This is a genomic window from Candidatus Thiodiazotropha sp. LNASS1, assembly GCF_964212655.1.
Taxonomy (GTDB): Bacteria; Pseudomonadota; Gammaproteobacteria; order Chromatiales; family Chromatiaceae; genus Thiodiazotropha.
Genome location: NZ_OZ156465.1, coordinates 3,634,046 through 3,648,596, shown reverse-complemented (window position 1 = coordinate 3,648,596; position 14,551 = coordinate 3,634,046). Strand labels below are relative to the sequence as shown.

Here is a 14,551-nt window from a genome sequence, read left to right as displayed (position 1 = left end):
CAATGTCTATCAGGACAACCATTATCCTGTTCGGCCTGATGCTCGGCCTGAGCTCCCCTGCCCACTGTCAAACCTACCGAGTCGAGAGGCCACCGCAAATGGAGCAGAAACTCAAAGCAGCCTATCTCAACAAAGGCATCTCATATCGTCCGCGCACTGAGCACTTCAATGAAGACGGTTCACCGCGATACATCAATCGCCTGATCCTCGAAGACTCACCCTATCTGCTACAGCACGCCCACAATCCTGTGGATTGGTATCCCTGGTCGGAAGAGGCCTTTGCACGAGCAAAACGGGAGAATAAACCGGTCTTCCTCTCCATCGGTTACTCCACTTGCCACTGGTGCCATGTGATGGAAAAAGAGAGTTTCGAAGACCCCGCCATTGCCGCCCTCCTGAATGAGCATTTCATCCCCATCAAGGTCGACAGGGAGAGCCACCCTGATGTGGACCAGGTCTATATGACTGCGGTGATGCTGTTGACCGGTCATGGCGGCTGGCCGATGTCGAGTTTTCTCACACCCCAGGGCAAGCCGTTCTATGGCGGCACCTACTACACACCGCCACAGTTCACTTCACTGCTGCAGCAGATAGCGCGTCTTTGGCGGGAGCGTCAAAACGATGTGGAAAAACAAGCCGAACAGGTGGCATCCGCAGTTGAGGCCAGCAACAGCCTCGCGGGAGAGGCCAAGGCGCTGGACAGCTCTGTCATCGGCAGTGCGGTGGACAGCATGCACAGCACATTCGACGAAATCCAGGGTGGATTCGGTCAGGCCCCTAAATTCCCGCGTGAACCCTGGCTCTATCTGCTCCTCGACCAGGCGGAGAGAAGCGCTGACAGGCAGGCGTTGCAGATGCTCGAGACAACCCTTGACCACATGGCCCGCGGCGGTATCTATGACCAGGTAGGGGGTGGCTTTCACCGCTACTCCACCGACTATGAGTGGTTGGTTCCCCACTTCGAGAAGATGCTCTATAACCAGGCCCATCTAAGCCGTATCTATCTCTCGGCATGGCGTCTGACCGGACGGGAACAGTTCCGACGGGTGGCCACCCGTACCCTCGATTATGTATTACGGGAGATGACGCTCCCCGAAGGGGGGTTCTACTCCGCCACCGATGCCGACAGCGAGGGTGAAGAGGGTCTCTTCTTCATCTGGACCAGGGAGCAGATAGCGGCAGCCCTGGCGCCACAGGATGCTGAAATGGCCAACAGCCTGTACGGGGTGACGCCCCAGGGTAATTTTGAAGGGCGGAACATCCTCCACCTCAACCAGGATCTGGAGGAGTATGCCGAAGAGCACGATCTCTCCATCGACTCCCTCAGAACACAGGTCGATCGCATAAACAAAAAACTGCTGCAGGTTCGAAGCAGACGCCCTCCTCCCTTGCGGGATGATAAGATCGTTACCGCCTGGAACGGCATGATGATCACGGCATTCGCCCAGGCCGCGCAAATTCTGGAAAATCCCGAGTACCGCACGGCTGCCATCAAGGCCGCGGAGTTTAACTGGCGTCACAACCGACGAGGCAAGGGCATGTTGTGGCGGGTTCATCTCGATGGCGAGTCCTCAATACCCGCCACACAAGAGGATTACGCCTATCTGGCCGAAGCGCTGCTCTACCTCTACGATCTGACGGCGGAAACCAAATGGCTGCAGCGGGCCGAGGAGATGGCCCATGCATTGACTGATCGTTTTTTCGATACCGATGAAGGCGGCTTCTTTATGAATGAGGCTCAGAGTGGTATCACCGCCATGGGTCGTCCCAAGGATGAGGGCTCGGACAATGCCATGCCTTCCGGCAGCTCCGTAGCCATCCACGTCCTGCAACGCCTGTGGCAGCGTACCGGCAAGCTTGACTATCGCCGTCAGACGGATGCGTTGATCGCCCGCTTCGCCCCTTCAATCGAACGCAATCCAACCAGCTATGGCTATCTCCTGACCGCCACGGCCAGCCACCTTCATGGGGAGTTGGGGGGACTGGCCTACGCCGCCCAGGGAGGTATCAGAATCGAAGGAGCGGTAGCGTTAAGCTCGAATCAGCTGCTTTTGAGCGTCGATATCGATATCCCCGATGGTTGGCATATCAACTCCAACCAGCCCATGGCGAGAGACCTTATAGCAACCCGATTGAAGCTGCCGGAGAGGGTACAGGGATGGCGGATGGGACCCGTCACCTATCCCGAGGGAACGCGCCAGGTCCTCGCCTTTCAACAACAACCCCTCTCTGTCTTCAGCGGCAAGGTGCGCTTGCAGGCCCTGGTTTCAACCGAAGAGAGCAGCCCCGCCGCACCCTTGATACTACCATTGGAGATACGCCTGCAAGCATGTAACGACCAGGTCTGTCTGGCGCCGGAGACGGTCACACTGAGTCTTCCCCGGCCCCGTCCATGATCGACAGGGGTCAGGACACAGGACATGGCCGAGACCGAATCAGTCCGCCGCGCCGAACAGGCGCTGACACTCCTGGTTCGAGCGGATCAGGCTATCCTCGATGGAGACCCCGGAAAACCAGTTTCCGGTCAACGCCAGAGAACCACCCTGCAAAGTGTTGTCGATCCAGGAGATCCGCTCATGGTGACCCAAGCGCAATGCAGGTAAACGATTGCTGCAACTGGCATGTGACTCGATGGTCTGCATGTCCACCCCCAAAACCTCGCTGATCCTGGCCATACGGCCGGCCTCGTCCAGCCCGTTTGGCCGGAAGTGGAAGGTGAAGGCCCGGTAGGTTTCATCCGGCACCGGATCCCTCGAAACCACAGAGTAGAAATCATCATCGACACCGATGATGCCGGCCAGAGGCGGCAATCTGACCCGATCCGCTCTCACAAGCACGGCATGGCTTTCGATTGAGGCCATTTCGATCTCCTGCAGACGCGCAGCCAGATCCGGCATCGACTCCAGCATAATTTTTGCCGCCACATCAGGCGCCACCGCCAGGGCAATATGCTTGGCCTGAATTGCGCCGTCCCGGGTTACCGCCTGGTAGCGGTTATCGCCCTTTTCCAGCCTGATGACAGGGCTATCCCGGCGTATCTCAAGTCCGGATGCCATACCGCCAATAAAAGATTGCAGTCCCTCAGGTCCGGTGTAGCTGCGGACAATCTCTTTACGGCGAGGTTTTTTGCGAAACAGGGCATCTGCGGGAAAATCGGCGGCTGGCTGGCAGACAACCGCATCCAATGCGGGACCCAGCACCTGCTCAAAGTTACGCTGCCCCATGATATGGCCAAAATAGTCTGCAACGGTGCGTTCCGCCTTATTGCTCATCCACAGGCGCGGCAAGGCCCCGAGAAGCTCCAGGTAGTTCAATCTGGATGGAATTGAGGTCAACCGGTCACCGGTCTGCAGCCGGTAGCGTAATTTCCGTTTCGGCTGCAGGTCGCCAAGCTGCCCACTCTCTTCAAGCAGCTGCAATAGATTCCCATAGCTGTTGTAGCAGGTATGGCCGCCCAGTTCCGCCCAGAACCTGCCCTCGTCAGTCTCAAACCTGTGGCTGTTGATGGCACCACCGATGTGACTGCCCGCCTCGAGAATCAGTGGTTCGATACCCTGGCGTTTGGCCATCCGCGCCATGCCCAGGCCGCTGATGCCCGCGCCCACCACCAATAGATCAACAACTCCATTGCTCATCGCACAACCCTAATCACCTATCAAAGAAAAACCGTGCCAGGATCCCTGGACACGGTTTTTATCACAACATGTACTGGCCGATTCACGGAAGATCCGCGTGCCCAAACGCACGCCTCCCGCAGTATGATCGGTGAGATTTCTAGCCGCAGCCACCACCTGAAGAGGAACCACAGGTGCCGCAACCACCCCCGACGGGCTGTAGATTGTTAAACACAAAACTGGCATTGCCATCGCCCTGATCGATGAAATCGATCTCGACGCCGCGCAGATACTGCAAAGTGCCATCATCGACAATCACCTTGAAACCGTCACACTGGAGTATGCCGTCATTTTCATTGATCGCATCACTGAAGGTCATTCCGAAGCTGATACCGCTGCAACCGCCAGGGGTTGCGAATACCCGCACGCCCTCGATATTGTCATCGACCTGTTGAAACAGTTCGCCCATTTTTGTCTGTGCAGTGCTCGTCAGGGTTAAGTCGTTCTCGCTTAGGGCATTTAAATTCATGCCGTGTCTCCTAAAATTCAAGATGGTCGTATAGGCACAATATTACCAAGAAATGGCATCGGCATGCCAATTAACATAGAAAAAAAGTTGGTTTTTATGGATGTTTGGCGGCCAATAACAGAAATGATGCTGTAGTATGCTCAGGTTGCCAACTGGTTTCGGGCATTCAGATCGTATAAATGGCGCTCGGCATCAAGCAGATGCTGCCCCCAATGCAGGTGGAATCCCAAGTGCCAACCCTCGACCGCCCTCTGTGGATGCCCATCAAGCATATTGAGTCCACTTTTAAGTTCACAGTAGATATCCGTCAGGTCATCCGCCAGGCTGCCGCTCATGCTCTGACCGTCACCGGCCACATCATACTCCATCCAATAACTGTCGCGTTCACCCAACAACTGCCGCAGATAGGTATAAAGCTCAAATCTGGCATCCAGGTCAGCCGCTGTGTAGTGACAATTTCGCGGGGTCGGGAGATTGAGTGCCGCTACAGCCGCATGCAGACGTGGCAGCAAGCCTGCAACCTCTTGCAGCCACTGGGTATTGCCTTCCTGCAGACTCTCTACCAGTTCACAATAGTTGCGTGCCAGTGCTTGAAGTTCTTCTATTTGTGGACTCATCTCTCATTCCCTCACAGTCTGACTCGACTAGTGTCTACAATCTTTAGACTGTAGCCACTGACCTGCCGATAACCGAATGACTGCTTAATACTACTGTTTCAATTGCTTCACACACCCTGAGTCTAGCAGTGATAGCGCTCAATCCTAGGAAAAACCCTTAATCCATCCACCCGTTTCAATTGAAAAAATATATCTCTCAAGAGATGGGGCGGCATAGGATATCCTTTTTTTGGGCCACCACAACCCCCCTGATGAGGGTATCCATAAGAAAAACCACACAGATATTAAAAAAGGATACAATTCCGTCATGCATGTTAAATCACCTCGTTTACCTGTGGTTTTAGCCATTGGCGGACATGACCCCGGGGGGGGTGCCGGAATTCAGGCCGATATCGAGTCCATCGGAGCGAATGGCTGCCATGCCGCTACTGCGCTCACCTGCGTGACCGTACAGGACAGCTGTAACGTCAGTCAGTTGGTTCCTATTCCCCCCGCAACGCTCGCGGATCAAATCAGTGCGACCCTCTCAGACTGCCAGGTAGCCATCATCAAGATCGGTCTGCTCGGCAGCCTGCCCGCAGCTGAGGCGATTGTTGAGGTCCTACACAAGCATCCAACCATCCCTGTGGTGTTCGATCCGGTCCTCAGGGCGGGTGGTGGCGGTGAACTCGCCAATATGAGATTGATTGATTATATTCGGCAGACGCTGATCCCACTGTGCCGTCTGATCACACCCAACATACCCGAGGCCGTGAAATTAACCGATGATAATGGATTGCCCGAGCTGGATACCATGGGCCGTCAACTGCTCGGCCTCGGTGCAGACGCGGTATTGATAACCGGTACCCATGAACCAGATGAGAGAAGGGAAATCACCCACTATCTCTACCAGACCGGCGCCTCCCCAATCCACACATCCTGCAGGCGGCTGGCCGGCGTGTTTCACGGCTCCGGTTGTACCCTGGCATCCGCCATCGCAGCCAGAATGGCCGCGGGTGAAGCACTGCAGGTCGCGGTAGCCCAGGGGCTCGAATACAGCTGGTCGGCATTGACCCATGGATTCAAGACGGGAAAATGCCAATCCATCCCGGGACGACTGTACAGAATTTTACGGCACCATGACGAGAGATAAGCGATCCGGCTTGCGGGGTCTTTACGCCATTACCGATGCGCAACTCAGTCCCAATCATCACCTCCTGCAACACGTGGAACAGGCGCTGCTTGGTGGTGCCGCTATCATCCAATATCGTGATAAAACAGACAGTGCCTCCCGGCGCCTTGCCGATGCCACGGCCTTACAGCGCCTATGCAGCGTTCATGCCGCACGCCTGATCATCAATGATGATATCGAGCTGGCAAAGCGGGTTGGAGCGGACGGTGTTCACCTGGGAGCTGAAGATAATGCACCCGCGTACGCCCGCACGATATTGGGTGAGGATGCGATCATAGGCGTCTCCTGCTACAACCGAATCGATCTCGCCCACAGAGCGGCCGCTTCCGGGGCCGACTATATTGCTTTCGGACGTTTTTTCCCCTCGCGTGTAAAACCCAATGCAGTGCAGGCTCATCCGGAGCTGTTAACGGTCGCCAAAAACAAATTCAAACTCCCCCTGGTTGCCATCGGTGGGATAACGCCGGAGAATGGCGCCCCATTGATCCGTGCAGGAGCAGACATGCTGGCTGTCATACACGGGGTGTTCGGACAGACGGATATTCAAGCCGCCTGCCGTCGACTGACAAGACTATTCGAGCCGCAGGAGAAATCACGATGAGCCGTTCCCATGACCTATTTATCCAGGCACAGAAGCATATTCCGGGAGGTGTCAATTCACCGGTCCGAGCCTTCCATGGTGTGGGCGGCGAGCCGGTTTTTGTCGACTGTGCCGCAGGGCCGTATATCTATGATCCGGATGGCAATCGATATATCGACTATGTCGGCTCCTGGGGGCCAATGATCCTCGGCCATTCACATCACGATGTTATCGAGGCCGTGGCCTCGGTGATCAATAAGGGCCTCAGCTTTGGTGCCCCCACCGAGCTTGAGAACCAGATGGCGGAGAAGGTTTGTGAACTGGTGCCGAGCATGGATCTGGTCCGCATGGTCAGCTCTGGCACAGAGGCCACCATGTCGGCGATCCGTCTGGCGCGAGGTTTTACCGGACGCGACAAGATCATCAAATTCGAAGGCTGTTATCACGGCCATTCTGACTCGCTGCTGGTGAAAGCCGGTTCCGGGATGCTGACATTGGGCGAACCCTCCTCCCCCGGGGTGCCCGCTGCCCTGGCTGAACACACGATCACATTGAACTTCAATGACAGCCAACAGATACGCGATACATTCAATCGGCTTGGTGACAAAATCGCCTGCATCATTGTTGAACCGGTGGCCGGCAATATGAACTGCATCCCCCCTGTTCCCGGCTTTCTGGAAACCCTGCGCGAGGTCTGCGACAAGCATGGAACAGTATTGATATTCGATGAAGTGATGACAGGTTTCAGGGTCGCTCTGGGCGGTGCGCAGGCATACTATGGCATCACTCCCGATTTGACCACCTTGGGCAAGGTGATCGGTGGCGGTATGCCGGTTGGCGCCTTTGGCGGCAGACAGGATATCATGCAAAAGATCGCTCCCCTGGGACCGGTCTATCAGGCGGGCACGCTCTCCGGCAATCCAGTCGCCATGAGTGCCGGCCTGAAGACCCTTGAACTGATTTCCGAGCCCGGATTCCATGACCGGCTATCGGCTAAAGTCGAAAAACTGGTAGAAGGCATCATGCAACAGGCGAAGGCAGCCGGCGTTCCGCTGGCTGAAAATCATGTCGGCGGCATGTTTGGCCTGTTCTTCAGCGACAACGCCTCGGTTAACGATTACGCCGGTGCAACCGCATGTCGCCAGGACCGCTTCAAAGCCTTTTATCATGCAATGCTGGAACGAGGCATCTATCTGGCGCCATCCGCTTTCGAAGCGGGATTTGTCTCTGATGCCCATAGTGACGAGGATATCGAAAACACTATCCGTGCTGCCGGGGAGTCATTCACCGCATTGGATTAGTGTTAGGGCCTGTTAACACTCATCCAGTCGGCTCTGTTGCCCCTGAAAAAGCGCCAATCAAGGCGCGAGGAGAGAAGTTTGGTTATTCCAAATGAACGACGAGCAACGCAGAGTGGCGCTTTTTCAGGCGCAACCCGCAGGGCTGGGGCTATTTTTTCGCCCAGCGGCGTTATCATTCGCTCATGTAGAGCGACTACACATCGCTCATTCTGCCTTGCTGGACGAAAAAAATAGTCCCAGCAGAGCCGACTGGATGAGTGTTAACAGGCCCTAAGAATATAGATGCAGCAGGTTCCACACCTGCCGACCGTCATTCAATCGTTTGTGCGAGCCGCTATCGATGAGTGAGTTTTTCACCCCCCTGCTGGCATGGATCGGAGAAAACCCTCTCTGGGCAGGTTTTACGGTCTTCGTCGTAGCCTTTTCCGAATCGGTCGCCATTATCGGCCTGATTGTACCCGGTGTGGTATTGATGTTCGGTTTCGGCGCACTGATCGCCACCGGTATCCTGGAATTCTGGGCCGTCTTTTGGTGGGCCGTCGCCGGCGCGGTGGCGGGGGATGGGCTCAGCTTCTGGCTGGGGCACCATTTTCAGGACAGGTTGCGAGACTTCTGGCCATTCAACCGTCATCCCACCACCTTGCAACGGGGTATCACCTTCTTCCAGCGTTATGGGGGTAAAAGTGTGGCCCTCGGCCGGTTCTTCGGACCCGTGCGCGCCATCATCCCCCTCGTCGCAGGCATGTTGGGGATGCCCCCGCTGCGTTTCGTAGCCGCCAACATTCTCTCGGCGCTGGTTTGGGCTCCGGCATACCTGTTGCCCGGTATCGTGTTTGGCGCCTCCCTGGAACTCGCATCGGAGGTCGCCTTCCGGCTGGTCGCCCTCATGATATTACTGCTGTTTCTGGCCTGGGTCCTGTTCATCCTGGTCCGAACACTGTTCAGGCTGATTCAACCCCATGCCACCACCCTGGTCCAGCTGGGCTTCGAGTGGGGGCAGTTGCATAGAGGTTTCAGGTCGATCTCCCGCTCCCTGGCCGATCCGAACCATCCCGAGGCCCGCGGACTGGCATTCCTTGCAACCCTATTGCTGCTCGCTGCATTGCTGTTCGTTCTGATCACCGGCATAGTTTTGGATGGTTCATTGACTAAAAAGACCGATCTTCTGTTCTATAGCGGTCTGCAAAGCCTGCACACACCCTGGGGTGACCAGCTGATGGTGCTATTCACCAGCCTGGGTGATATCGGGCCGATTCTCTGGATTGCCTTGGGAGTTGCCATACTCCTGCTGCTGCAAGGTCATCAACGGGCCTTCTACTATCTGTTTGCGGCAACCGCATTTGGGATCTTGGCACCGCTGCTGCTCAAATACAGCCTGCGCATACCTCGACCGCCGAACTCACCGGATTCCCTGGGCCCATGGTCCTTCCCGAGTGCGCATGTGTTACGCAGTGTAACCCTGTACGGATTTCTCTCGATCATGATTGCCCGGACGCTGATTCGCGAATGGCGCTGGTTTCCATACAGTATCGCTGCTTTGGCAATCGGTGCAGTTGCCCTCTCAAGGCTCTATTTGGGCGTTCACTGGGCCACTGATATTCTAGGTAGCCTGACCCTGGGAATCGCCTGGATAGCCCTGCTCGGTATTGCATACTATCGCCACGTGGAAGCGGAAACCCATCCAGCCACCCTGATCGCGACCACACTCCTGTTGCTTTTATCATGCGGTAGCTATGGCTGGTTCAATGCAGCTGAAAGATCCGCCGTCTATCAACGCACACCTGAGATCGTGCAAATCTCTCTGGGGGCGTGGTGGAACGGCCAGGCCGGCTTACCGCTATATCGCAATGATATCTTTGGTAACAAGGACCATCCCCTGAACATCCAGCTGGCTGGCGATCATGCACAACTCGCCGCCCTGCTTAAACAGCATGGCTGGCACCGGGCGGAGATGCTGGGATGGGGCAATCTGTTGCGCCTGTTGTCTCCCAAAGCCCAGCTTGAGACCCTGCCCATACCGCCTCAGGCGCATGACGCGCGTCACGAGGAATTGGTCATGGTCAAACCCCTGTCGGATCAACGACGGCTGCTGCTGAGGCTCTGGTCGACGCCACTCAGACTCGAACCTGACGGTTTGAGAATATCCATCGGTAACGTAACACTACAAAGTGCCGAAACCGTGATCGGCATGTTGACTATACCGCGGACGGTCCGACAATTTAAACAGCCAATCGACATGCTAAGACAAAATCTTGCGCAACTGCGGGATGGTGTCAAACTTGACCCGGGCACTCCGATCAAACTGATACTGAAACCACACCAATGACCGGGCTATAGATCCCGACCACACTCACGGATTAAAGCAAAATATACTTTGGTCGAAGTATATGTGTGAATTACCGAAATTACTTATAGTAAGTTATACCCTGTCCTACAATAATAATGATACACGACGAAGGAATGGAAGCCGCAGAATCCGTAATGTGTTTAAGCAATTGAAACGACAAACCCGATATTCAGTCAGGTATCTTTTCACCATACTGCTATTATGGTTAACCGCCTCTGTGGTCTTGGCGGATATAACAGAAGTACGCATTGGCGTACTGGCAAAAAGGGGCCCTGAAAAAAGCCTGGAACGCTGGAGCGCGACGGCAGATTATCTGAACACCACCCTGCCCGCCTATCGGTTCAGAATCATACCCATGGCTTTTGACGACATTCAGATCCTGGTTAAAAACCAGATGGTCGATTTCGTCATCGTGAATCCGGGAATCTATGTGAATCTTTCGGTCAAATATGGGGTCAGTCGGGTACTCACCCTGATCAATAAACTGTCCCACGAAAGCCAGGTATCCAGTTTTGGCAGTGTCGTCTTCACCCTCAATGAGCTAGAGAATATTCGAAACCTGGCTGACCTGAAAGATCAGCGTGTTGCTGCAGTTCACAGCACATCTCTCGGCGGATGGATCATGGCGCGAAGGGAGTTGCGGGTAGAGGGTCTGGAAAAATGGGATTTCGCCTCGTTGCTGTTCCTCAACACCCATGATGCGGTTGTAAACGCGGTGTTGAATCGGGAGGCGGAAGTCGGCATCGTCAGAACCGACACCCTGGAACGGATGGCTCAGGAAGGGAAGCTGAATCAGGATGACCTTCGTATCATTTCACCCAAGTTTCATGACGACTATCCTTATGCCATAAGTACGCCGCTTTATCCCGAATGGCCCTTATCGCAACTATCCAACACGCCTAAAGTCCTAGCAAAAGACGTCGCATTGGCGCTTTTGAATCTTCCCCCTGATCACCCGGCCGCCCTTGATGCCAACATACACGGATGGACAATTCCCGAGAACTATCAGGCAGTACATGATCTGTTGGCGCAATTGGAGATGCCTCCCTACGACAAAAACCTGAAATACAAATTTCTCGACTCGATTGTTGATATCTTGTACAGGTACTTGTTGGTTCTGCTTGTCCTGGTAATCCTAATAGTGCTTATCACGCGACTGATTCGACTCAATCGATCACTGACAGCGCATAAGAGAACCCTGGAAGAGAGCGAACATGCGCAAATTATTACCTTTGAACAGGCCCCGGTAGGGCTAGCCCATATCAGTCTCAACGGGAAGATAGTGCGTCTTAACAACAGACTGAGCGAAATCGTCGCACTGACACCTGAACAAATCATGGAGATAAACCTCAAGGAACTGCTGTTCAGCGAGGATGTACCTTTATGCACCGCAGCCTTCGACAAACTTCGCAGTAAAAAGATGAGCAGAATCTCTGCTCAAGTGCGCCTGGTTTGCGCCAATGGCGCCACCAAGTGGATCCAGCTTTCACTTTCCACCATACCCAATCATCGCAATGGTGACGACCATCTGATTGCGGTTATCGATGATATCGATCAGTATAAAAAAATTGAGGAGGAGTCGTTACACGCCAAACAATTAAAAGAACTGATTCTGGATATCGCGGGTGACGGCATTATCGGCATCGACAGCCAGGCAAATCACATTTTTGTCAACCCTGCAGCGGCGGATATGCTGGGATTCACCATCGACGAGCTACTCGATAAGAACAGCCATGCCACATGGCACCATAGCAGAGAGGATGGCAGCGAGTTTCCTGAATCGGAATGCCCGATAACCAAGGTACTTGAACATGGCAACATGCATCGTGGCGAACAGGAGACAATCTGGCGGAAAAACGGCAAACCCCTGCGAGTCAATTATATCAGCACGCCGATCAAGGAGGAGAACACGGTTATCGGAGCAGTGATCGTTTTTCATCGTGACACTGTATCGAACCCTGACAAACTTGCTGTGGCGACGTCATGAATTCAGGCAGATTGGTTCGAATCTACCTACTACTTCTGGTATTCATCACCACCTTTGGAGGCCTGTTGTTCTGGGGTATCTATCAGCAAACCCTAAATACTATTGTGAGCGACCTGAAACTCGAATCGAACATTCTCATCAACCAATTGACAAAACAGATTAGCCTGGCATTTATCGAAATACACTCCGATCTGCTCTACATTATCGAACAACAGGAACTTCGCGGTCTGAATTCGGAAAAAACAATCCCAATCAAAATCGACCATATTCAGGAGTCATGGAAATCCCTGGTGCTGCAACGAAAACGTTACGATCAGATACGCTTTCTCGACTACACCGGACAGGAGCGCATACGTGTCAACTACAACAACGGAAATCCCACTGTCATTGAAGACGAGTACCTGCAATCCAAAAAGCACCGTTACTACTTTACCGAGTCCATCAACACACCGCCCGGCACCATATACAGTACCCAGCTGGACCTGAATATCGAGAACCAACAGATTGAGCTGCCGCTGAAACCGACAATCCGATTCGCTTCACCAGTCTATGACAACAACAGTAAAACCATCGGCGTAGTCATACTCAACTACCTGGCAGATAATATCCTGAATGAGTTTCGCAGAATCTCCGCCGGCTTTGCCGGGAACGCCATATTACTTAATTGGCAGGGTTATACATTGTTGAGCCCTGAGAGCGCCCAGGACTGGGGTTTCATGTTTCCCGACAGCCCCCAGACCGGAATCAATGTGCAACATGCCACTGCCTGGCACACCATCCAACAATTGAATCGCGGCCAGGAAATCAACCAGCAAGGCCTTTACACTTTCGACTCCATCAATCCTTCGGGCAACAAGTTGGATAGTTACTGCGCAAGCTGTCTCCGGGTACTCCTACAAATACCGAAAGAATTGATCGACGCAAGATTGTGGAGGCAGCTTGCCCGCAGTGTACACCTGCTTGGGACAACAATCATAATCCTGTTTGTTGTACTGGCGATTGCAATCTGGAATCGCGAAAAGCGCAATCTGAATGAACGACAGCTTCAAAATCTAAACAAACGCATATCTCATGAACATGACCTGTTCCTTAGCGGACCAAGCATCATCGCCAAGCTGCGAAATGAGCTGGGATGGCCGGTAGAGTTCATTTCTTCCAATATCACTGATTTTCTGGGCTATGAACCTGATAAATTCACGACTGGCGAATTGACATTCTCCAATCTAATCGATCCCGACTACCTGCAACAATACTCTCAGGAAAACATCCAGGCCGACCGGGACCGTGCCACTGATTTCAAACGTAGTCCTTATAAAATCATCGACCACGCCAATAAACACAAATGGGTTCAGGACACAACCCATCTCATCCGTGACGAATTTGGTAAACTGACCCATTACTTCATCCATATCAGCGATATTACCCACCTCAAACAGGTGGAAGAACAACTCACGGAATCACACAACTACATCCAGCGGGTAATCGACGCCATTGCCGATCCAACTCTTGTGATCGATGTCAACACCCATCAATTGAAACTGGCAAACCAGTCCGCCATCAATCTGTATACCAACGATAAACAGCTGAAGGAAGGCGTTACATGCTACCGTCTAACCCATAAACGCAATACCCCGTGCAGCGGCAAACATGATCCTTGCCCGATCACTGAGATATTAAAGACCAAGCATACTGTATCCGCTGTACACAAACATTATGACAGTGAAGGCAGAGTGATGCATGTGGATGTACGCGCCACTCCGATCTTTGATGAATCCGGTGAAAACCTGGTGCAGATTATCGAGTCGCACCGTGATATCACCGACACTGTGAAGATGGAGAAGCAGCTACAGTATATTGCTGAAACAGATCGCTTGACTCAGATCTATAACCGAACAAAATTCGATGAAGAGTTGAAAAAACAAATCGCCTGGGCCAGCCTGGCCAACCAAAATTTCGGTCTGATTATGCTGGACCTCGATCATTTCAAGGATGTCAACGACAACCATGGTCATGATACAGGCGACAAGGTATTGAAGAGTACGGTAGAACTGTTACACAACCGAATCCGCAAATCAGACATCCTTGCCCGCTGGGGTGGTGAGGAATTTATGATCATCGCCCCCCAGATACAACAGGATGATATGTTTGCGATGATCGAGTCTCTTCGAGAGGCTATAGAGGGGATCGATCACGAGCATGCAGGAACGGTAACGGCCAGTTTCGGTGCGACCATACTTACGCCCAACGACAATATTCAATCCCTGCTCAAACGAGTGGACATGGCGCTCTACCGTTCGAAAAACAGTGGTCGTAACCGTTGCACTATTCTTTAAGGGCTTATTCCAACAATCAGTGACGACTGGTTTGCAATTCAACCGCAAAGCTATTCGAACAGACAACAAATA

At 53.4% G+C, this 14,551-nt stretch carries 10 protein-coding genes; 7 read left to right on the top strand and 3 right to left on the bottom strand.

Annotated features, from left to right (window positions below; translation table 11 throughout):
• Window positions 1-2: 2 nt before the first annotated feature.
• On the top strand, window positions 3-2,396 hold the full coding sequence (locus AB8516_RS16150; RefSeq protein ID WP_369162182.1) for a thioredoxin domain-containing protein: 2,394 nt from the start codon (window positions 3-5) through the stop codon (window positions 2,394-2,396).
• A 39-nt stretch (window positions 2,397-2,435) separates the two neighbouring features.
• Here the strand turns inward: AB8516_RS16150 and AB8516_RS16145 are convergent, their stop codons facing one another.
• From AB8516_RS16145 to AB8516_RS16135, 3 genes are all read right to left on the bottom strand, one after another.
• The gene (locus AB8516_RS16145) at window positions 2,436-3,635 is read right to left on the bottom strand and encodes an NAD(P)/FAD-dependent oxidoreductase (protein ID WP_369162180.1); all 1,200 of its coding nucleotides are present in this window, start codon (window positions 3,633-3,635) and stop codon (window positions 2,436-2,438) included.
• 139 nt (window positions 3,636-3,774) lie between these two features.
• Window positions 3,775-4,143: an iron-sulfur cluster assembly accessory protein gene (locus tag AB8516_RS16140; RefSeq protein ID WP_108290094.1), complete on the bottom strand. Its 369-nt coding sequence runs from the start codon at window positions 4,141-4,143 to the stop codon at window positions 3,775-3,777.
• Window positions 4,144-4,283: 140 nt separating this feature from the next.
• Entirely contained in the window at window positions 4,284-4,760 is a 477-nt protein-coding gene (locus AB8516_RS16135; protein WP_069121287.1) for a DUF5063 domain-containing protein, read from the bottom strand.
• A gap of 307 nt (window positions 4,761-5,067) precedes the next feature.
• Here AB8516_RS16135 and AB8516_RS16130 point away from each other — a divergent pair, with 307 nt between their 5' ends.
• From AB8516_RS16130 to AB8516_RS16105, 6 genes are all read left to right on the top strand, one after another.
• Complete coding sequence (locus tag AB8516_RS16130; RefSeq protein ID WP_369162177.1) at window positions 5,068-5,892, top strand: hydroxymethylpyrimidine/phosphomethylpyrimidine kinase; 825 nt, start codon at window positions 5,068-5,070, stop codon at window positions 5,890-5,892.
• Window positions 5,879-6,532, top strand: coding sequence for a thiamine phosphate synthase (gene thiE / locus AB8516_RS16125; RefSeq protein ID WP_369162175.1), 654 nt, complete (start codon window positions 5,879-5,881; stop codon window positions 6,530-6,532). The genes AB8516_RS16130 and thiE overlap by 14 nt, the downstream gene beginning before the upstream one ends.
• On the top strand, window positions 6,529-7,812 hold the full coding sequence (gene hemL, locus AB8516_RS16120; RefSeq protein WP_369162173.1) for a glutamate-1-semialdehyde 2,1-aminomutase: 1,284 nt from the start codon (window positions 6,529-6,531) through the stop codon (window positions 7,810-7,812). Before thiE ends, hemL begins: the two co-directional genes overlap by 4 nt.
• Window positions 7,813-8,152: 340 nt before the next feature.
• Window positions 8,153-10,138, top strand: a complete 1,986-nt coding sequence (locus AB8516_RS16115) for a VTT domain-containing protein (protein ID WP_369162171.1) — start codon at window positions 8,153-8,155, stop codon at window positions 10,136-10,138.
• Between the two features lie 169 nt (window positions 10,139-10,307).
• A complete protein-coding gene (locus tag AB8516_RS16110) occupies window positions 10,308-12,146 on the top strand; it encodes a PhnD/SsuA/transferrin family substrate-binding protein (RefSeq protein WP_369162169.1) in 1,839 nt (612 codons plus the stop codon).
• Entirely contained in the window at window positions 12,143-14,479 is a 2,337-nt protein-coding gene (locus AB8516_RS16105; RefSeq protein WP_369162167.1) for a diguanylate cyclase, read from the top strand. Before AB8516_RS16110 ends, AB8516_RS16105 begins: the two co-directional genes overlap by 4 nt.
• Window positions 14,480-14,551: the final 72 nt, after the last annotated feature.